This is a genomic window from Sphingobium sp. GW821-FHT02B05 (assembly GCF_059421905.1).
This window is the reverse complement of sequence record NZ_JBWKVW010000010.1, coordinates 1-20358: the sequence shown is the minus strand read 5'-3', so window position 1 is coordinate 20358 and position 20358 is coordinate 1. Positions and strand designations below refer to the sequence as shown.

19 protein-coding genes, 2 pseudogenes and 1 other annotated feature are annotated in these 20358 nt (G+C 59.4%); of the genes and pseudogenes, 7 read left to right on the top strand and 14 right to left on the bottom strand.

Annotated elements, in window-relative coordinates:
• Positions 1 to 118 precede the first annotated feature (118 nt).
• The 3 genes from AC07UX_RS18685 to gtdA all read right to left on the bottom strand — a co-directional run bounded on the left by AC07UX_RS18685 (position 119) and on the right by gtdA (position 2542).
• Positions 119 to 652: a MarR family winged helix-turn-helix transcriptional regulator gene (locus tag AC07UX_RS18685; RefSeq protein WP_495193480.1), complete on the bottom strand. Its 534-nt coding sequence runs from the start codon at positions 650 to 652 to the stop codon at positions 119 to 121.
• Between the two features lie 131 nt (positions 653 to 783).
• Entirely contained in the window at positions 784 to 1386 is a 603-nt protein-coding gene (locus AC07UX_RS18680) for a fumarylacetoacetate hydrolase family protein (RefSeq protein WP_495193479.1), read from the bottom strand.
• An 88-nt stretch (positions 1387 to 1474) separates the two neighbouring features.
• Positions 1475 to 2542 (bottom strand): gentisate 1,2-dioxygenase, encoded by a 1068-nt coding sequence (gene gtdA / locus AC07UX_RS18675; RefSeq protein ID WP_495193478.1) that lies wholly within the window; start codon positions 2540 to 2542, stop codon positions 1475 to 1477.
• Positions 2543 to 2713: 171 nt separating this feature from the next.
• Here gtdA and AC07UX_RS18670 point away from each other — a divergent pair, with 171 nt between their 5' ends.
• Positions 2714 to 3463: a sulfite exporter TauE/SafE family protein gene (locus AC07UX_RS18670; protein WP_495193477.1), complete on the top strand. Its 750-nt coding sequence runs from the start codon at positions 2714 to 2716 to the stop codon at positions 3461 to 3463.
• A gap of 15 nt (positions 3464 to 3478) precedes the next feature.
• On the opposite strand, the gene AC07UX_RS18665 is transcribed toward AC07UX_RS18670, so the two are convergent.
• From AC07UX_RS18665 to AC07UX_RS18645, 5 genes are read right to left on the bottom strand one after another with little or no spacing between them, the layout of a single operon-like run.
• The gene (locus tag AC07UX_RS18665) at positions 3479 to 4402 is read right to left on the bottom strand and encodes a 2-hydroxyacid dehydrogenase (RefSeq protein WP_495193476.1); all 924 of its coding nucleotides are present in this window, start codon (positions 4400 to 4402) and stop codon (positions 3479 to 3481) included.
• 10 nt (positions 4403 to 4412) lie between these two features.
• Positions 4413 to 5675, bottom strand: coding sequence for a dihydrolipoamide acetyltransferase family protein (locus AC07UX_RS18660; RefSeq protein ID WP_495193475.1), 1263 nt, complete (start codon positions 5673 to 5675; stop codon positions 4413 to 4415).
• A gap of 1 nt (position 5676) precedes the next feature.
• Positions 5677 to 6690, bottom strand: a complete 1014-nt coding sequence (locus tag AC07UX_RS18655) for an alpha-ketoacid dehydrogenase subunit beta (RefSeq protein WP_495193474.1) — start codon at positions 6688 to 6690, stop codon at positions 5677 to 5679.
• Positions 6690 to 7943, bottom strand: a complete 1254-nt coding sequence (locus AC07UX_RS18650) for a thiamine pyrophosphate-dependent enzyme (RefSeq protein WP_495193548.1) — start codon at positions 7941 to 7943, stop codon at positions 6690 to 6692. The genes AC07UX_RS18655 and AC07UX_RS18650 overlap by 1 nt, the downstream gene beginning before the upstream one ends.
• Positions 7943 to 8248, bottom strand: coding sequence for an ACT-like domain-containing protein (locus AC07UX_RS18645; RefSeq protein WP_495193473.1), 306 nt, complete (start codon positions 8246 to 8248; stop codon positions 7943 to 7945). Before AC07UX_RS18645 ends, AC07UX_RS18650 begins: the two co-directional genes overlap by 1 nt.
• A 123-nt stretch (positions 8249 to 8371) precedes the next feature.
• Here AC07UX_RS18645 and AC07UX_RS18640 point away from each other — a divergent pair, with 123 nt between their 5' ends.
• Complete coding sequence (locus AC07UX_RS18640) at positions 8372 to 8836, top strand: Lrp/AsnC family transcriptional regulator (RefSeq protein ID WP_495193472.1); 465 nt, start codon at positions 8372 to 8374, stop codon at positions 8834 to 8836.
• A 243-nt stretch (positions 8837 to 9079) separates the two neighbouring features.
• On the opposite strand, the gene AC07UX_RS18635 is transcribed toward AC07UX_RS18640, so the two are convergent.
• Entirely contained in the window at positions 9080 to 9709 is a 630-nt protein-coding gene (locus AC07UX_RS18635; protein WP_495193471.1) for a TetR/AcrR family transcriptional regulator, read from the bottom strand.
• A 62-nt stretch (positions 9710 to 9771) separates the two neighbouring features.
• Positions 9772 to 10734, bottom strand: coding sequence for a PDR/VanB family oxidoreductase (locus tag AC07UX_RS18630; RefSeq protein WP_495193470.1), 963 nt, complete (start codon positions 10732 to 10734; stop codon positions 9772 to 9774).
• A gap of 182 nt (positions 10735 to 10916) precedes the next feature.
• On the opposite strand from AC07UX_RS18630, the gene AC07UX_RS18625 reads away from it, so the two are divergent.
• Positions 10917 to 11975, top strand: coding sequence for a LysR family transcriptional regulator (locus AC07UX_RS18625; protein WP_495193469.1), 1059 nt, complete (start codon positions 10917 to 10919; stop codon positions 11973 to 11975).
• On the opposite strand, the gene AC07UX_RS18620 is transcribed toward AC07UX_RS18625, so the two are convergent.
• A complete protein-coding gene (locus AC07UX_RS18620; protein ID WP_495193468.1) occupies positions 11950 to 13170 on the bottom strand; it encodes a cation:dicarboxylate symporter family transporter in 1221 nt (406 codons plus the stop codon). The genes AC07UX_RS18625 and AC07UX_RS18620 overlap by 26 nt on opposite strands.
• 239 nt (positions 13171 to 13409) lie before the next feature.
• Between AC07UX_RS18620 and AC07UX_RS18615 the strand changes: the two genes are divergently transcribed.
• From AC07UX_RS18615 to AC07UX_RS18600, 4 genes are all read left to right on the top strand, one after another.
• Complete coding sequence (locus AC07UX_RS18615; protein ID WP_495193467.1) at positions 13410 to 14204, top strand: substrate-binding domain-containing protein; 795 nt, start codon at positions 13410 to 13412, stop codon at positions 14202 to 14204.
• Positions 14205 to 14227: 23 nt separating this feature from the next.
• Positions 14228 to 15535, top strand: a complete 1308-nt coding sequence (locus AC07UX_RS18610) for an MFS transporter (protein WP_495193547.1) — start codon at positions 14228 to 14230, stop codon at positions 15533 to 15535.
• An 82-nt stretch (positions 15536 to 15617) separates the two neighbouring features.
• Entirely contained in the window at positions 15618 to 17072 is a 1455-nt protein-coding gene (locus AC07UX_RS18605; protein ID WP_495193466.1) for an OprO/OprP family phosphate-selective porin, read from the top strand.
• 127 nt (positions 17073 to 17199) lie between these two features.
• Complete coding sequence (locus AC07UX_RS18600) at positions 17200 to 18666, top strand: DHA2 family efflux MFS transporter permease subunit (RefSeq protein ID WP_495193465.1); 1467 nt, start codon at positions 17200 to 17202, stop codon at positions 18664 to 18666.
• Here AC07UX_RS18600 and AC07UX_RS18595 read toward each other — a convergent pair.
• From AC07UX_RS18595 to AC07UX_RS18585, 3 genes and pseudogenes are all read right to left on the bottom strand, one after another.
• Positions 18663 to 18977: a helix-turn-helix domain-containing protein gene (locus AC07UX_RS18595; protein WP_495193464.1), complete on the bottom strand. Its 315-nt coding sequence runs from the start codon at positions 18975 to 18977 to the stop codon at positions 18663 to 18665. The genes AC07UX_RS18600 and AC07UX_RS18595 overlap by 4 nt on opposite strands.
• Before the next feature lie 244 nt (positions 18978 to 19221).
• Positions 19222 to 20151, bottom strand: a pseudogene (locus AC07UX_RS18590) (IS3 family transposase); the annotation flags it as partial.
• Positions 19756 to 19872 (bottom strand) — a sequence feature (AL1L pseudoknot). It overlaps the preceding pseudogene by 117 nt.
• A 15-nt stretch (positions 20152 to 20166) precedes the next feature.
• Positions 20167 to 20358, bottom strand: a pseudogene (locus AC07UX_RS18585) (hypothetical protein); the annotation flags it as partial.

The following is a 20358-nucleotide window of genomic DNA, read 5'->3' as shown; positions in this document are numbered from 1 at the left end:
TTGAATGGAGTCAATCATCAAAACCGTGCACACTGCTGCCGAGAGCAGTGAAGGCAGGCACGACGAAAAGGCACGATCGGGGTCGATCGCGCTGTTGCGGTTTGGAATATGTTGGTTGTCAGCCCCTGTGGTCGAGCTGATCCTCCAGATTTATGAGCATCTTTTCGAGAAGATTCATCGCCGTTTCACGCTCTTTTGGCGTAAGCGCAGACTGGGGGATGACCGACGAATCCGCCAATGCCGTGAGCGCGTCATTGGCGGTCACCTTGCCGAGTTCGGTCAAGTGGATGAGGAACCCCCCGCTCCGTTCCGGCCCAGGCAGTCGATCAACATATCCGGCCGAAATCAGGCGATCGACTTGCTTGGTGATAGCCCCTGATGTGATCAAAAGCGATCTGAACAGTTCCGTCGGGCGAAGTGCATGGCTGGGAGCCGAACGCAGCAGGGCGAACAGGACCCGCATTTCCGCGCTGCTGATACCATAACTAGACCGGCAATGATCGTCATGCACCGCATCCAGAATCCGACCGACGCGTTGGGCATAGAGCAGATACAGATAATTTTTCTGATCCAGATCGGGCCGTATGCGATGCAGCGATGCCGCGATGTCTCGTGTGTGTACGCCGGAATAGTCAACTTTCGGGCGCGGCATGGGCAAGTCTCCTGGCTGTAGCTCGCCTGCTTGCGGACGCCAAAGCGTTTGGTCAAGCCCAGTCTAGGGCTTAGCGGCAATGGCAACCGTCAATACCGCTAGGCCCGAGTGCGTCTATGATATGGTTGTCATCACTCTGCGCCGATCATGATCGTCAGCGACGGCAAACCCGAGACGCTCCCGCGAACGACGTCGCCCGCCTTGAGAGGGCCGACACCAGCGGGCGTTCCGGTGTAGATGAGGTCGCCGGGCTCCAGACGATAGTGGCGAGACAACTGGCTGATGATTTCCTCGTTGTTCCAGATCATCTGGGCGAGATCGCCGGTCTGGCGAACCTCGCCATTGACGGTGATATTGATTTCACCCGCATCGAGCAACGCGCCGCCATCTGTGGGCTGAAGCAAGCCGATAGGTGCGGAATAATCGAAACTCTTGCCGATTTCCCACGGACGACCCGCCTTGCGAGCCTCCACCTGCACATCCCTGCGCGTCAGGTCTATCCCGACCGCCTGCGCAAAAATATGGGCCTGCGCCTGGTCCGCCGAAATGTCGCTGCCACCTTTTCCGATCGCAAGGACAAGTTCGATCTCGTGCTGAAAATCGGCGGTTATGGTCGGATAGGGCACGTGCGCGCCATCGAGCACGATCGCATCGGCAGGCTTCTGGAAGAAGAAGGGTGGCTGACGTTCGTCACCGCCCATCTCGCGAATATGTTCGGCATAGTTTCGACCCACACAATATATGCGCCGTACCGGAAACAAGGCGTCAGTCCCCACAACCGGCACGCTCGCCTGAACAGGCGGAGAAAATACATAACCCACTTCAGTCATTACCACGCGACTCCCGGAAGAAATCCAGCTTTTCCTGTACGATGCGATCGGAATAGGAGAATATCACCAGATCACTCTCCACTTCGAACTTGTAGGGGAACCAACTGGGAATGACGAACAGATCCTTGGGCGCGAGCGCGTAGCGGGTGTCACCGATGGTTACAGCGCCTGTCCCTTCGACCACTGAGAAGATCGTTCCTGCCGTTGATCGATAGGTCTGGGTCGTCATTCCCCTGGGCAGCATCTGCATCGCCGTCGTGATCGTCGGCATGGCGGGCTTGCCGTTCATCGGGTTGATATAATGCATCTTGTAACCGTGCCACGCGTCGGGCGCCCGCAACTTGCTCACCTTCTCCAGCGCCTCGCGCGTCCGCGCATAGGGATAGTTGAAGATCGGCGATGTCTGCGATGTCGCCTCCCAGTCAACCGGCGCAAGATTATATCCCGCCTCCGCCATGGCGCTGCCCTCCGGTCGCGTGACCGGGTGCGTGCGACCGGGATATCCCTCTCGGAAGCTGGCGCTCAGAAGGTTGACCATGTGCATGTCGAGCCCGTCGATCCATACCATCGGTGCGTCGGACTCATTGCCATGGTCATGCCAGGTCCATGATGGGGTGATGACGAAATCCCCCGGCAGCATCATCGTACGTTCGCCGGCGACCGCCGTATAGGCATCACGCCCTTCTACGATAAAGCGCAGCGCGGACGCGACATGGCGATGGGCGGGTGCCACTTCGCCCGGCAGGATGATCTGGTAGCCCGCAAACAGGCTTGGCGTAATACGCGACTGCCCCGGCAATCCGGGATTTTCGAACACCAGCACGCGGCGCTCGGCCTCCTCGGTGGAAATGATGTCGCACGCTTCCATCAGATAAGGCCGCACCGCGTCATAGGCCCAGTGCGCCGGAACGGCGGGAGATCGCGGCTCCTCCGTGACGAGTCCACCCAGAACGCGCCACAGCGGCGCCAGGCTCTGCGCGCGCGCACGGTCATAAAAAGGCGTTCTGGTGGCTTCGGCTGCCCTATCCACCGTTTCCACAAAGCCGTCGTCAATTGCCATGATGGCGAACCTCTCTCTGCTATCCTTCAGCCGGGGCGATTGTCAGGAGCGACGTCCGCATCCACCTTCCGCTGTAAAGCTTCCATGTAAGGTTTACACGGACTTGTCCAGACCGTAATTGCCCTGCGCGGCCGCAGGCCGGACATCACCTATCCCAAGGATTCTGCGCCCATGCCCGATATCGACCTGCTCTACATCCTATGCGCCGTGCTTGCTGTCACGGTGTCTGGCCTTGGCAAAGGCGGATTTGTAGGACTCGGCGCCCTGTCGATGCCCATCATGGCCCAAGGCGTCAGCCCGGTGGCTGGGGCCGCTATCATGCTGCCCATTCTGGTCGTCCAGGATGCCGTGGGCGTGTGGGCTTTTCGCAAGACATGGGATCGTATGATCCTGCGCACGATGATGCCCGGCATGGCGGTCGGGATCCTGCTCGGCTATGTGATGGCCACGGTGGTCAGTGACCGGGCGGTCACCGGCGTGGTCGGCGGATTGTCGGTGTTGTTCGGTCTGCACCGGCTCTGGCTGGAACGGGGCGGCGCGATCCCGCTTCCCTCCACCCTGCCCGACTGGGTCGGCTCGCTTTTCGGCGTCGCCTCGGGCTTTGCGAGCCAGGTGGCGCATGTCGGCGCCCCGCCGTTCCAGATGTGGGTCATCCCCCGCCAGCTGCCGCGTGACACGCTGGTCGGCACCACCGCGATCGCCTTTGCCGCGATGAACTGGATGAAGGTGCCGACCTATGCCGCCCTTGGGCAATTCACGCGCGAAAATCTTATGGCCAGCGCCGCGCTGCTCCCTGTGGCACTGGCGGCAACTACAGCGGGCGTGGTGCTGGTTCGACGGGTGGATGCGCGCCGCTTCATCACATTCATTTATGTGCTGATGGTGTTGTTGGGCGTGAAGCTGGTCGCCCATGCGATTTAAGCGGTCAGCACCCGGTCAGGCGATACGGTTTGGCGGAGTCCGGCCCTTGGTGTGACTTTCCAGAGCGTCGATCAATATATCCGCCATCGCCAGCCGCGCTTCCCAGGTGGAACTGCCGATGTGGGGCAGCAGGAAAGCGTTAGGCAGGTCGAGATAGCCCGGTTGGAGACGCGGCTCGCCGTCGAAAACATCCAGCCCCGCTGCCAAAATCCTGCCGTCACGCAGCGCCCCTATGAGATCCTCGTCCCGCACCAGGTCGCCCCGCCCGATATTGACCAGTATCGCCGACGGGCGGGCCAGCGATAGCGTGTCCGCGTTAATGAAATAGCGGGTTTGGGGCGTCGAGGGCCATGCCAGCACAATGAAGTCACTCTGCGCGATCAGGTCGCGGGGATCGGCGACATACCGCGCCTCCTCGCCATCAATAGCCGATCGGTTATGATAGGCGATGGCCATGCCAAAGCCGCGCGCGCGACGGGCGATCCCGCGCCCGATGCTGCCCATGCCAAATATGCCCAGCGTCTTGCCCTGGAGCCCTTCGCCATTGAGCTGCGCGGGCGACCAGCCGTTCCAGCGCCCTTCGCGCAGCAGCGCGATGCTTTCCGTCGCCCGCCGCGCCGCGCCCAGGATCAGCAGCATGGCGTTGTCGGCGACCGCGTCCGACAAGACGCCCGGCGTGTTGAACACGGCGATCCCGCGATCAGCCGCGGCCGTCAGATCCAAATGATCGTGCCCGACCGAATAGGTTGCGATCGCCTTGATCGAAGGAGGCAGGCGATCGATGGCCACGCGGTCGAAGCGGTAGGGCGCGATGGAACAGAGCAGCGCGTCGGGCGCAAGGGCTTCCGCATCTTCCGGCCGCCCACGCACCAGTTCCATCCGCGCCGAGAAGCGCTCCATGACGCGATCGGGCATATCCAGTACAGAAAGCAGTTTCACCAGGCCGCCCTCAATCGACGAACATCAGTGCGGGCGCTTCCAGCAATGCCTTGATGCGCTGAACGAACAGGGCCGCATCCCATCCGTCCACCACGCGATGATCGAAGGAGGAAGACAGGTTCATCATCTTGGCGATCCTGATCTGTCCGCGATCGACGATCGGCCGTTCGACCATCTTGTTCACGCCCAGGATGGCGACTTCCGGGCTGTTGATGACCGGCGTTGTCGCAATGCCGCCCATCGCGCCAAGGCTTGTGATGGTAATGGTCGAACCGGAAAGCTCCGACTTTGTCGCCCGCCCGGATCGGGCCACGCCGGACAACCGCGCCAGTTCGCTGGCCGTGCTCCACAGGTCATGACTGCCCGCGTCGCGCAGCACCGTCACGACCAGCCCCTGCGGCGTCTGCGTCGCTATGCCGGCATGGACGGCCGTGTAGCGGCGCACGATGCCCGCCTCATCGTCATACAGTGCGTTCAGGTGCGGGAAGTCGGGCATCACCCGGCTGAGCGCCCGGATCAGGAAGGGCAGAATGGTCAGCTTGGGCCGCCCCTCGCCACGGGTCGCGTTCATCTGCTCGCGCAGTGCTTCCAGTTGCGTGACATCCACCTCCTCGATGTAGGAGAAATGGGGGATTCGCCGCTTGGTGTCCTGCATCCGCTCGGCAATCCGACGCCGCAGGCCGATGACCGGCACCTCCTCGACGCCATCATCCGAAATGAGGCTGGGTGCCGGCGCGAAGACGGGGGCGGCGCTCTTTGCGGTCGCGGCCTTCTGCGGCGCCTGCACCCTGGCGAGATAGGCGTCGATATCCGTCTGACGGACCCTTCCGCCGGGACCCGACCCCGTAATACCCCGCAGATCAAGGCCGTTGTCCGCCGCGCGCTTGCGCACGGCGGGAGAAGCCAGCAGCCGCGGTTCGGCGTCGCTTTGCAAGGCATGTTCTACCTTGGGCTGTTCCGATCCGCCCGCCGGCGCCTTGGCTTCATCGGCAGTTGAGTCGCCGTATGCCGGAGCCGGGACGTCGGCGTCTCCGTCCACGTCGAACATCAGGATCACGCCGCCCACCGGCAGCATGTCTCCGGGCATGCCGGAGCGCTCCACCACGCGGCCGCCAAATGGCGCGGTCACCTCGACCGTCGCCTTGTCGGTCATCACATCGCAGAGCGGCTGGTCTTCGGCGACTTCGTCTCCGACCTGGACATGCCATGCGACCAGTTCTGCCTCGGCCGTGCCTTCGCCAATGTCGGGCAGTTTAAATGCTTGTTGTGCCATGTCAGCGCTCCACCGCCCGCAACAGCGCCGCGCCGACGCGAGCGGGGCCCGGAAAATAATCCCATTCGAAAGCATGGGGATAGGGCGTGTCCCATCCCGCCACACGCTCGACGGGTGCTTCGAGCGCGTAAAAGCAATGCTGCTGCACAAGCGCCGCCAGTTCCGCGCCGAAACCGCAGGTCAGCGTCGCTTCATGCACGATCACGCAACATCCGGTACGATTGACCGATGCCACAATGGTATCCAGATCTAGCGGCATCAGGGTGCGCAGGTCGATGATATCGGCATCCACCCCCGTGTCCTCGGCAGCGGCCAGTGCCACATGCACCATCGTTCCATAGGCCAGCACCGTGACGGCGTTTCCGTTGCGCACGGTCGCCGCCTTGCCCAGCGGCACGACATAGCGACCCTCGGGCACTTCGGCTGCCGCATGTTTCGACCATGGCGTGACCGGACGGTCATGGTGGCCGTCGAAGGGCCCGTTATACAGCCGCTTGGGCTCGAAGAAGAGCACCGGATCGTCATCCTCGATCGCCGCGATCAGCAGGCCCTTGGCATCATAGGGGTTGGACGGAATGACCGTCTTGAGCCCGGCGACATGGGTGAAAATGCCTTCGGGCGACTGGCTGTGCGTCTGACCGCCATAGATGCCGCCGCCATAGGGCGTGCGCACCGTGATCGGCGACCACCATTCACCGGCCGTGCGATAACGCATGCGCGCAGCTTCGGAAATCAGCTGATCGGTGCCGGGATAGATATAGTCGGCGAACTGCACTTCCACGACCGGACGCATACCATATGCGCCCATCCCCACTGCCGCCGCGACGATACCGCCCTCGGCGATCGGTGCGTCGAATACGCGGCGCAGGCCATGGCGCTCCTGCAACTTGTCCGTGGCGCGAAACACGCCGCCGAAATATCCCACATCCTGGCCGAAGATGACGACCTTGGGGTCGCCGTCCAGGCAGACATGCATCGCGTCGTTGATCGCCTGGATCATGTTCATCCGCGCCATTATTTCCCCCCCAGCATCTGTGCGCGCTGGACCTTGAGATGCTCGGGCATCTCCTTGTACACGTCGTCGAACATCGACGACCGGTCATGCATCGGCCCTTGGCCAAGCGTGCCCAGCGCTTCCGACGCCTTGCCTTCCTCGCGCACATGTTCGACCAGTTCCTCGCGCAAGGCTGCGTCCTGCGCATCATCCCATTCGCCTATCGCGCGAAGATGCGCCGACAGCCGCTTGATCGGATCGCCCAGCGGCCAGGCGGAAGCCTCATCAGCGGCGCGATAGCGGCTGGGGTCGTCACTCGTCGAATGGCCATCAGCGCGATAGGTCACTAGTTCGATCACTGTCGCCCCCAGATTGGCACGTGCCCGCTCGCTTGCCCACAACGTCACCGCATAGACGGCCAGAAAGTCATTCCCATCCACCCGCAGCGACGGAAGACCATAGGCAAGGCCGCGTGCGGCAAAGGTCGTCGCGTCGCCGCCGGCTATGCCGGCAAAGGAGCTGATCGCCCACTGGTTGTTCACGATGTTGAGGACGACCGGCGCACGATAGACCGACGCGAAGGTCAGCGCATAATGGAAGTCGCCCTCCGCCGTCGCGCCGTCGCCGATCCATGCCGCCGCAATCCGGTGATCGTTGCTGGCGGCCGACGCCATCGCCCATCCCACCGCTTGGCTATATTGCGTGCCCAGATTGCCGGATATGGAAAAGAACCCGGCTTCGCGGCTGGAATAGAAGACCGGCATCTGCCGCCCTTTTAAACGATCCCCGCTATTGGAATAGACTTGGTTCATCATGTCGCGGAGCGGCCAGTCGCGCGCGACCAGCAGCCCCTGCTGGCGATAGGTGGGAAAGCACATATCCTGTCGATCGAGCGCAAAGGCCGCCGCTACGGCGACCGCCTCCTCGCCCGTCGATTTCATATAGAAGCTGCTTTTTCCCTGCCGTTGCACCCGGACCATCCGCTCGTCATAGGCGCGCGTGAGCATCATGGCGCGCAGACCCCGGCGCAACATTTCGGGATCAAGTTGCGGATCCCACTCGCCCTTGGCAAACCCGTCGGAGTCCAGAACCCGTATCAGGCGGAAGGGATAGTCCCGCAAGGCCGCGGCATCGACATCGATCGCGGGCCGAGGGCACAGCCCAGCTTCTTCTAAGATAAGTGCTGAAAAATCGGGCTTCGCACCCGGCCGCGCTGGAGGGACCGGCACATGCAAGTCGAGTGCGGCATGTTTGCCGCCTGACAAAGAAGGCATCATTTGGACAGATTCCCTAATAGGTTTGCGCGTTCGACAAGCACCAACGCTCGCAGTTTCTCAAGCAGCAGACTGGCAAGCGCGCTGCTCTCGAGAGCAACTTCAATATCCACGACCAGGCGATCACCACCGAGGCGGGCGCAAATCTGAACAGGGATGATGTCTCGTTGGGCGAACAGGTTCGCGATACGCAGCATGGCCTGTGGGTCAGGCAACGCACGAACAGCAAAAATATATGACGACGCCTGTGTCACTGGCGGTCGTATGCGAGAGAAATCGAGCGCTGGCATCGCCGTTTCATCCATCCCTTCTCCATTGAAGTCGGATGCTTATCGCATCTTCATCAGGGCAAAGCTGCTCTTTTCTTCCGTGGAAGACAATGGTAATCAGGCACGAATTACCCTTAAATCCCTTTCCGCAGGAATTTTATGCCAGACGCGTTGGACAGCACTGATCGCAAGATTCTCACATTCATGCAGAAGGATGCATCACTAACTATAGCAGAAATAGCTGAGCGGGTCGGAATGTCCCAATCCCCCTGTTGGCGCCGGATCCAGCGCATGCGAACCGAAGGGATCATCATGGGACAGGTGACCATTTTGGATCGCCAGAAAATAGGACTGAATGCCCAGATTTTCGCGCAAGTTCGGCTGAACGCGAAGGGGCGGGAAAATATCGAGGAATTTTCCCGCGCGATCCACGGATTTGACGAGGTGCTGGATTGCTATGTCACACTCGGCACGACCGATTTCATCCTCAGAATTGTAGCCAGCGACATCAACGCTTATGAGCGTTTCTTTTTCGAGCGCCTCAGTCGCGTGCCCGGCATTCAGGAAATAAATTCGATGGTTGCGCTTTCTGAGATCAAATCGACGACGTCGCTCCCCCTATAGCAGACGATGTACAGCAATGAGTACTGCATTTTTTGCAACACATCTTGCTGGTCGCGCCAAATGGAGGTTGAGCATGTACGCAGGTTGGGAAGACTATGCATCACTCCATACAGCGCTATGATTTGCCAGACCTTTCACAAAGCGATGGCGAGATACCGGTGCCGACAGGTAAGCCCACACCTGCCTTGGGCTCCACTTCGAGATGCTGCCTTCCAGATCAGCGATGTCCGGGTGGACAGGTCACTAATTTCCCTCTGAATATGTACCAAGGAACACCCGCATCGCCAACGTCGCATCTGCGTTGATGTCTCGATCCGTTGGAACGGATATGCCAAACTCCTTTCTGCGGAAGCAGCGGCCATGACAGATTGATATCAGCGTCTCAGCCGCTTCGTACGGGTCAGGGGCACTGAGCATGCCTCCCTGATCCGCCTTTTCGATGTAGGAAGCCAGCATTGAAACGAGTGGACTGATTGCTTTGCCGTAAAAGAGTTGTGGCAACTCAGGGAAACGCAAAGCTTCTGCGGTAATGAGGCGACGTAGCGCTATGCCTTGGTCGGAAACAATTCTAGTGATAAAATTCCGGCAAAATCCATGAAGTGTTTCTTCAACCGGCCCAGTCAGGGTCAATTGCTCGAAAATCAACTGATGAAATTTTTGCATTTCTCTCGATATTGCACTTTTGAATATAATCTCTTTAGATGAAAAGTGATTCCATAATGTCGCCTTTGAGCCGCCGGTCATTTCGGCAATTTTACTCATTGTCGCTCCAGAATAACCCATATCTAAAAAATGCGACCAGGCCAGCGACAGGATTTTATTATGCCGTTCACCTCTGCGCATCTCCTTTGTGGCGTTCGGCTTCATATTCATGTTAATAACTCAATCGGCGATTGCGATAATAGTTAAACTGAACATCTAATAAACATTCATATTCACAAATCCAAAACCAGCCTCGCCGACTTTGAACCTGAGCAACAAACCATAATGGTTTTGTTCTCATTTTTCTCTTTATCGCTCAATATCATGTCCCTGTGATCAGGCTGGCCTGAAATAACCGCAGTTTCGCATGCGCCACATATGCCTTCCTCGCACGAGTAAGACATGCTTACACCATGTTTTATTAGCGCCTGGAGAATGGTTTCTCCCGCATCGACATCGATCTCTTTCTTTGATTTTTCGAGTACCAGGGTGAAGCCGCCTTCGGTTGCGCTGTGAACATCAGCATTAAAATATTCGAAGTGAATATTTTCAGGCGGTAGGCCTCGTGCGGTTGCTCCATTGCGGAAAGCGTCGAGCATGCCGATCGGGCCGCAGCAATATACATGGGCGTCGACCGGCAATGTATTCAAAGCACCCTGCAAATCAAAAAAGCCATCTGTGTCATCGAAGTTGGGAATGAGTTCGCCATTACCGTGCGCGGAGAGCATTTCCAGTTCGTCCATCAGAGCGGCTCTGGATCGGTCCCGCACGCAGTAATGCAGGCGCCAGGCTCTGCCTTGCTCGTTCAGGCGAGTGACCATTGGGATGAACGGTGTCACACCAATCCCTCCCGCAAAGAACACTGAAAGGCCGGCATTCTCATCAAGTTTGAAATTGTTGCGAGGCGCGCTGATTTCGATGACCTGCCCAACCCGCAGATTGTCATGCATGTAGGTTGACCCGCCCCTGCTCGCGACGTCGCGCGCGATCGTCAAACGATAGGCCGACCTCTGACCAAGGCCATTTGAAAGAGAGTAGCTGCGCATGAGCCCATTGGGCAAATGGACGTCCACGTGGCTGCCAGGGTCAATAGCAATCTCGTGCTGAACATCGGTAGGACGCAGGATGAACGAAAGAATTTCATCTGCCGCCAGTTCTATCGCTACTATGCGCACCGGGAAAAGTGGTTCGGTCATCCTCTACCTGTCAGTTAGATTTTTATCCGCGTACCGCTAGTGCCTGAAAGTGCCAGCGGCGTTGCCATGCTATCGGGCCGACGAGAGCCATGCAACATTAATCTTCCATAGAAGGTTATTGCTGCATGGCTCCTCGGCGGCGCTTCCTCAGTCGCGCCCGGCCCAGATGAAGAACGGTCGGAATGCTGGTGCCACCGTTCGGCTATTACCCTCATTGCTGGCAGGCAGCGGAAGTAGCCGCCTTAGCCCGCCAGTTCAGCCGCATAATCACTAATGACCTCGCATGCGGCCGATTTCCGTCCTATCAGTTGCCTTTCAACGTTTTGATGGAATGTAAGTTGGCCGCTCTGAATTGCGAACTGCTTGATCTTAGGGCTCTCGTGGCAGTTGCCGACGGGCGCAGCTTTCATGGCGCCGCCAATTTGCTAAACCTTTCGCAACCGGCGTTGAGCCGGCGGATACAGAAGTTGGAGGCAGCGGTCGGAACCCCTCTGCTTGAACGTACGACCCGGCACGTCCGACTGACTCCAGCCGGGCAGGAGGTTCTGCCTCTCCTGCGGCGGATGCTGGACGAAATGGACGGCTCACTTTTCGGCATGATGGCGCTTGGTGAGCGGCAGTCGGGCCGCATCACTATCGCCAGTATTCCCAGCGCGACGGTGCGGTTCCTCCCGGACGTTCTAGATCGCTTCGGCCGCGAGTATAAGAATATGCGAGTCCGCATTCTGGATCTGTCCGGCACGGAATGCGCGCAGGCCGTGCGAACCGGCGAAGCGGAAATCGGGCTTTCGCTGCCCCCCCCTGTGGAAGGTGATCTTTTGTTCGAGCCGCTCCATTCGGATCCTTATGGTCTGGTCTGCCTTGAGACTGACCCGATGGCGGCGAAGAAAAGGATTAAATGGGAAGATCTGACTGGCCACAGGCTGGTAACGGTCCATCGCGCTAGTGGAAATCGCACGACGCTGGAAGCGGGACTTGCCGATACAGGTATCAGCCTGAACTGGTTCTATGAAGTTACACGTCTCACATCGGCCTTGGCGCTCGTCCACGCCGGACTTGGCCCGTCGATCCTTCCGCGTCTGGCGTGCACCGGACCTGAGTCAAGGGATCTGGTCTGGCGACCGCTGGAAGGCAAGGCCGTGGCACGGACGATCGGACTACTCCGGCGTCCTGCGGCGCCGCTGTCCCCGGCAGCCGCTCGGCTCGTCTCCATGCTTACCGATGCGTGGCAGGCGGCCTGATCTCCCCTGACCAGCGTGAAACAAGCAGCGAAGCCGCTATATTGGCGATACCGCTGGTAAGGGCGCGGAAAGCCGACAGCAGCCGATCTATCCCGATCAGCATAGCTGCCGCCGCCACCGGAACATCCGGCAGGATCGACAGCGTCAGAAGGAGCGCCGAAAATCCACTGCCGGTGACGCCGGCCGCCGTTTTCGAGGTTGCCAGCATGATCAGCAGATAAAGGCCGATCCGTTCGGCCGGCAACGGTGCGCCAAGCACATTGGAAAGAAACAGCGTCGCCACGATCAGATAAGTCGCCGTGCCTGCTAGGTTCAGTGTATAGCCCAGGGGGACAGTAAGGCCTACCACCTCGGACGGGCACCCCATCTGTTCAAGTTTGGAAATCATCCTAGGCAACACGATCTCGGTCGACGAGGTGCCGATAATCACCAGAATTTCATCTCGAAAATACCGCAGTAAATTCAGTGGTGATCGGCCGGTTGCAGCCTGAACCCCCAAAAGCAGAAGGATCACCAGTGCACAGCAGGCCGCAGCCAGCGTCGCGACCAACATTCCCAGTGATCCGATAAAGCCGATGCCATAAGTGCCCACTGTATAGGCGACACTTCCGAACGTACCGAAAGGAGCTGCGCGGATGAGAAAGCTGAAAATCGCAAATTGCAGGCGCGTCAAAGCGCGTATCGCGCGCACAATAGGCTCTCCGGTGTCGCCGATCTTCAACAGTCCGAACCCGATCAGCCCCGCCACAAACAGCACCGGAAGGACGTCTCCGGCCGTAAAAGCTGAAAAGAAAGTTTCTGGTATAAGCCTCAGGAAGAAGGCGTCCAACCCGCCTGCGGGTATGTTCTCAAGGCGTCGCATCATGTCCTGATCGGATTGAGCCGCCGTCAGAACAAGCTCGCTGCCCGGAGTGATGAGCAGCGATATCGTCAGTCCCAGGGCCAGAGCGACAAGCGTAATGGCCAGGTAAACGATCAGGCTGCGTGCGATGATGGAACCGGTCCTGCGTGCGCCGCCGTGGGTCACGATCCCGTCTACGATCGTGCATAGAAGGATCGGTGGAACCATCATTCGCATCACCTTGATAAATGCGATGCCAAGCGGCGCCATGGCTATGCCTAAAGACGGCCAGACATGGCCTACAATCGTACCCGCCAGGATTGCGATCACCATCTGGACGTAAAGTTGTTTCAACCACCGCATCGGCAAATGCCCCTTCCAAAGTGCGCGATTAATGCGTCAATTGCATAAAGTGAACCGATAGTTGCATTTGATGAAACTCTTCTTTGTCGCTCATACGCTGCGGAAGGCGTGGCCGGATCAAGGCAACGCCTCCAGCAGTGAGAGGACGGACCTTGAAGACACGCATACGCCGCGGTGGCGATACTGCCGCAGTCCCGAAGATTGAAAGGGGTTGGGCAGGACGAGCTGGTATGAAGATGTTTCTTCCGGCGATGTTTGCCCTGGCGGGATGCCAGACTGCCCAGTTGCCATCTCCTCCCCCTGAAACAGCTTCTGTCAACGCACTGACATCAGGTGGCTTCAGCGCCGCATTTGACGATCTTGCCGGTCAATATACCACTGAAACAGGCGTCTCCATCGTCACCGGCCATGGACCTTCTATGGGCGATACGGCCAATGCCATTCCCGCACGGCTCGCACGCAAGGAGCCGGCCGACATCGTGATCCTGGCCCGTGGGGCGCTCGACAAGCTGGTAGCCGCAGGGCAGGTTCAGCAGGGCACCGAGGTCGATCTGGGCCTTTCCAAGATTGCCGTGGCGGTCAAGGATGGTGCGCAGATCCCGGACATCAGCACGGCGGAAGCCGTAAAATCGGCACTGCTGAAAGCAAATTCTGTAGCCTGGTCGGACAGCGCCAGCGGCGTCTACATCCAGACCACCATGCTGGACAAGCTGGGCATCGCGGACCAGGTTCGGCCCAAGGGGCGGATGATCCCTGCCACGCCCGTGGGCGAGATCGTCGCTTCGGGCGCAGCCGAAATCGGCTTTCAACAATTGAGCGAACTCAAGCCGATAAAGGGAATCCGCATCGTCGGATTGCTACCCGACGGCCTGCAGAAGGTGACGCCTTTCTCGGCAGGGATCGTATCCTACTCCACGAACAAACAACAGGCCAAGGCGCTCATCGCATTCCTCGCTTCTCCTCGTTCCGATGCAACCATCATAGAAACCGGGCTTGAGCCGGCTTCCAGAAAGGCAAAACCGTGACCAGCAACACAGCCCAACCGGGCATGTCCGCCGCTTCGCCGGACCTGTCGGCCGCAGCGCCCGGCACAAAAAGCGGCGCCGCCAAGTCGATCTTCATCGTCGCCAGCGGCAATTTCCTCGAGATGTTCGACTTCATGGTGTTCGGCTATTACGCCACTTACATAGCGAAGGCCTTCTTCCCGACCGGCAGCGAATTTGCGTCGCTCATGCTGACGCTGATGACGTTCGGGGCCGGCTTCTTGATGCGTCCGGTGGGCGCGCTAGTGCTGGGTGCGTACATCGACAAACATGGCCGGCGTAAGGGGCTGCTGCTGACGCTGGGCCTCATGGCGCTGGGCACGCTCGCCATCGCAATCACGCCCACCTACGAACAGATCGGGCTGATAGCCCCACTCATCATCCTCGTCGGACGCCTTGTGCAGGGTCTGTCAGCTGGGGTCGAAGTCGGCGGCGTGTCGGTTTACCTGAACGAGATCGCACCGCCGAACCGCCGGGGCTTCTTCTGCTCGTGGCAGTCCGCCAGCCAGCAGTTGGCCGTGGTGTTCGCGGCCCTGATCGGCCTCGTCGTCAGCACGAGCCTCGACGCGGAAACGATGCAGGCATGGGGGTGGCGCGTGCCATTCATCCTGGGCTGCGTGATGATCCCTTTCCTGTTCATCATCCGTCGCCACGTTGAAGAAACAGAGGCGTTCCTCAATCGCAAGGATCACCCCCAAATCGGTCAGATCATGCGCATCATCGGCGCGAACTGGGGCATTGTCCTTCAGGGCACGCTGATGGCCGTAATGACCACAGTATTCTTCTACATGATTACCGCCTACACGCCGACCTTCGGCAGCAAGGTGCTTGATCTCAGCTCCGGCGAAAGCCTGTTCGTGACAGTCTGCGTCGGCCTGACCAACTTCACCCTGTTGCCGATCATGGGCGCGCTTTCCGACCGCTTCGGACGCAAGCCGCTGCTCATAACCGCTTCCGTTCTGGGCGCCGCTCTTGCCTATCCGCTGATGTCCTGGCTGGTCGCGGACCCCAGCTTCGGTAAGCTGATGGCCACCGAACTCCTGCTCGCGGCGATTTACGCGACATATAATGGTGCCTTCATCGTGTATCTCACCGAAGTCATCCCCGCGCATGTCCGTACCGTAGGCTTCTCGCTGGCCTACAGCATGGCGACCGCGATCTTCGGGGGCTTCACGCCCGCCATCAGCACCGCACTGATCGGCGCGACGGGCGACAAGGCCATTCCGGGCGCCTGGTGCGCAGCGGCGGCGCTGCTGTCGCTTCTTGCCCTGCTGATCGGCAACCGGATGCGCCGCGACAACGCCGCCGCCTGATCCTGAACCCAAGACCGCCGGCGCATAAGCGCCGGCGGGTACGACAAGAAAACGAACGCAGCGACGCTGCACCGAGGATGTCATGAAGCCCATAGCCAGGATCGCGTTGATCGCCGGCACAGCCTGCCCCTTGCCTGCCATGGCGCAAAGCGCGGAGGACTTCACCCGTCTGACGGCGCTGGTCCAGGCCCAGCAGGCCCAGATCGAAAAACTGACAGCACGTCTGGAACTGGTCGAGAAGGAGGCCGTCGCCCCCGTTTCGACACCGCCCGAAGCGCTGGCCAGCGGGCGTCGCCCGGCCGCTCCGCTCGGCGCTGCATTGGCGTCGGAAGCCCACCCCCCTTCACTGAACGACCGGGTCTCACGGATCGAGGCCGCCCAGCAAAAGTCCGTGGCGGTCGACTGGAGCAAGGGTACACCCGAATTTTCCAGTCCGGATGGCGGCATGACATTCCGCGCCAGAGGCCGCGTGCTGATCGACCTTGGCACCACGAGCGGATCGCAAACAGCCGCGCGCAACCTCACCGCCACGCAGACGCGCTCGCTGCGGCTGGGCATAGAAGGTTCGGTCGGACCCAATCTGTCCTATGTATTTGAAAGCGATCTCGCCGACAACGATATTGCCGTCAAATCCGCCTACCTTGCATGGACCACGAATTTGCTTGGCAACCAGGTCGAACTGGCGCTTGGCAACCGGCTCAACGACCGTGGGCTGGACGGGTCGAGCGGCACGATTTCGGTTCCGTTCATGGAACGCAATCTGGTCGCGCAAGCCATCATCCCGGCACGCGGCTTCTTCGGCCTGGGTGCGGCGGCGCGGCTCTATGGCAAGACCTGGCATCTTGGGGTTCAGGTTTCGGGCGACGACGTCAGCAATGCGGGAACGGCCAGCGACGGCCTGACGATCGGGGCAAGGGCGCACTGGAATCCGGTCAAGACCAAGAAGCTGATCATCCACATGGGGGGCTGGGGCTTTTACGAGCAGATGGCGTCAGACGTCACGCGGCCTACCCGCTCTGTTGCCGTCGGCGGCTTCTTCAACGATAATCTCAGGATCGCTTCGGGCACATTGAAAAACCCAAAGACGGATTATGGATATGGCGGAGAACTGGCCATCATCCGCACCTCTATTTGGGCATCAGGCGAATATGGTCATCGCGTCGTACAGACTAGTTCCGCCTATGAAACTAGTCAGAATGCGTGGACGCTGGCCTGGGGCTGGTTCCTTACCGGCGACACGCCTCCATATCTGGCACGCGGCGGCGTATGGAGCAGGCCGCAGGTGCGCCACCCGTTCACGGAAGGCGGCAGCGGCGGCATCGAACTGGCTATGCGTTATGAAGGCGTCGATTACAGCGACAATCCGACCGGCGGCAAGGGCAAGGCGCTAACCATGGGCGTAAACTGGTATCTCAACAACTTCACGCGATTGCAATTGAACGCTATTGATTGGCATGCCAACAACCCGGCGACAGATGGCAGCCGCAATCCTGACCATGGCCAAACCCTTGTTGGCCGGGCACAGATCGCCTTTTGAAACATTGAGCGCAAACGTGAATACCGGTTTTGCGCTGAAATGATGTGAAAACAACAATCACGGCGCGTGACCTGCGTCCAATTGTACGCAGCGCACTCTAAAAGGATATGAACAGAAGCATGCCGGAATGACGGATGAATTTGTAACGAACCGCGTCAAGCGCGAAGCCATATCGGCCCGGCATGAGCCATCTCGTTCATCCCCTCGGACCGGTTATCGTTCCGTGGCCCTTGTGGTCGCATCGGCGCTGTTCATGCAACAGATGGACACGACTGTCCTGACGATTGCCTTGCCGGCCATGGCTCGCGACTTTGGCACGTCCGCACCTGCGCTCAGTCTGGCCCTGACATCCTATCTGCTCGCGCTCGCGATCTTCATCCCAGTCAGCGGACAAGTGGCCGATCGGTTGGGAGCCAGAACCGTCTATTGCTGCGCCATCGCATTGTTCCTAGCAGGATCGATACTTTGTGCGCGGGCGCCGGACGTTCCTTTCCTGATCGGTGCGCGGTTCGTTCAAGGTATCGGAGGCGCGATGATGGTGCCCGTTGGCCGCCTCCTCCTGCTGCGCGGGGTTGCAAGGGAAAATCTCGTGACCGCGCTGTCATGGCTGGTCATTCCAGCATTGATCGGACCGATCGTTGGACCACCGATTGGCGGCTTCATCGTCACCTATCTGGACTGGCGCTGGATATTCTACCTCAACCTTCCCATCGGTATCTGCGGGATCATCGGCGCGTTGCTCCTACTCGACAACCCGCGCGAAAACAGTTCCAAAGCCTTCGATTTTATCGGCTTTGCATATTTAAGTCTGGCTCTGGGAAGCCTTGTGTTCGGCTTTGAACTGTCAAGCGAGCCGCATTTCGGCATATTGGCTGTCATTCTCGTCGGCCTGGGACTGGCGCTCGGCGCAGTCTATATTCGCAACGCCCACCGCACGCCGCATCCCGTGCTGGACCTTGCCCTGCTGCACATTCCCACGTTTCGGCTGTCGCTAATCGGCGGCTCGCTAGCGCGGATCACGCAAGGCGCGCAGCCGTTTCTGCTGCCCTTGATGTTTCAGTTGGGGTTCGGGCTTTCGGCGGCGGCGACCGGCGCGATCACCATCTCCAATGCGGTCGGCGCATTGGCGATGAAGATGGTGGCCCCGCGCGTCATCAAAAGATGGGGTTTCCGGCAAAGCCTGATCGTGGCCGGCATCCTGTCCAGCATCGGCTATTTGGCGTGCGGCGCTTTTCGCCCGGGTTGGCCGCTGCCGCTGATCGTGGTGATATTGAGCGTTTCCGGCTTCTTCATGTCCTTCCTGTTCACCGCCTATAACGCTCTCGCATTCGCTGATGTCGAACCCGCCAAGATGGGCGCTGCGACCAGTTTCTATTCTACTTTTCAACAGCTGACGCTGTCTTTCGGCATATGTATCGCTGCTGCATCGCTCCACGCTGGCTTGAGCATCGGGGAACGCAGCCAGCCTGCCATGATCGATTTCACCGGCGCATTCATGGTCGTCACGCTGTTGTCGGGCGCAGCCTGGTTTTGGAACAGGCGATATGCTCGGAATGCCGGTGCGGGCCTCAGTAACGATCCGGCCACTGATTAAAAAAACGCAAATTTAACCAAGTTGCCTCTCATTTGACGGCAGGTAGACCCGCTTTCGGATTGAACTCCGAACGAGCCGCGCAGCTTCATTGCATGCATAATAAAGGAACCGGAGTGAACCGGACCGGGTTTGCCGGAGGTTATTTGGTTCACCTCGCGCAAGATTGTACTGGGCGAACGTCCAAGCTTGCGCGCGATCGCTCGGATCCCCGATCCTGTGGCAAGCTCGATCGCAATTTCTTCCCTCTCGCGGAAGGCCAGAAATCTTCCGCTGAGCGCCGACGCCGATGGCGTCAGATGTGTTGGCGGCATACCTCCCGAACTCCGAAACCAGCGTGGCCCGAGCGGTGTCGAAATGCCGGCATCCGCAGCAGACTCCTCACTCGTACGCCCTTGAGCAATCGACTGCCACAAGCGACAGTGATGCTCACGCTGCCAGGCAGATGGGCGTCAGGGCAAATGCAGCTTCTCATGCGTGCAACGTTCTGATGCTCGGCTACCTGCCATATTCACAACCTCCAATTTCTTGGTGTTGCGACGACCGGTTGAATCCGCCTTGTGATCCGCGGTCGCTGTGATGGATCAGACCACCCCGATGGACAGGACGTCGTTCGTGGATAGCCTGTTCCAGTGCGTCCAGCACAAAGCCGGCATGTGCAGTCCTGCTGACCCGCCAGCCCACGATATAGCGGGCGTAGACGTCGATCACGAAGGCAACATAGACAAAGCCCGCCCACGTCGCGACATAGGTGAAGTCCGACACCCAGAGCATGTTCGGCGCTGGAGCATGGAACTGCCGGTTTACATGATCGAGCGGGCACGGCGCGGCCTTATTGCTGATCGTGGTGCGCACAGGCTTGCCACGGATCACCCCCTGTAAACCCAGATCGCGCATCAGGCGCGCGATAGTGCAACGGGCAACGGCAAAGCCCTCGCGGTTCATCTGCCGCCAGACCTTGCGCACGCCGTACACCCCGAAATTCTCGGTAAAGACCCGGACCACCTCTGGCTTCAGATCCTGATCGCGCCGGGCACGATCAGACAGGCGCTCTGGATCACGCCGCTGCGCGACGCGCTCATGATAGGTGGATGGGGCAATCGGCAGAACCCTGCAAATCGGCTCGACCCCATATTCCGCGCGATGCTCGTCTATGAAGGCCGTCATCGTTTGAACGGGTGGTCGAGCTCCGCCTGGGCAACATATGCGCTCGCCTTCCGTAATATCTCGTTGGCCTGGCGCAACTCCCGGTTCTCACGCTCCAGCGCCTTCAGGCGATCAACCATCTCGGTCGGCACGCCAGCGCGCTTGCCGCTGTCCACCTACGCCTTTTTTACCCACTCGTTCAGCGTGTGCGCCGAGCACCCGATCTTTTCAGCGACAGAAATCATCGCCGCCCAGCGAGAGGGATGATCTGCTTCGTGATCCAGCACCAGCGCACCGCCCGTGCGCAAACCTCAGGTGCAACTTGTTCGTCGTTTTGCTCATATCGGCTACACTTACTCAGGAGTTGGAGCCTCCGGCAAACCTTGTACTGTTCATACCGCCATAGTCCTGTACCAGTTCATCGACCAGTTCCGCGACACTCTGTACTTTTTTAGTTTGGCCGATTGCATGACCCGCGCCCCAAATATGTTTCCAGGCCTTCGTGTCCTGAAGATTAGAAAAATCAACCTTTTTTTTCTGCTCTAATAT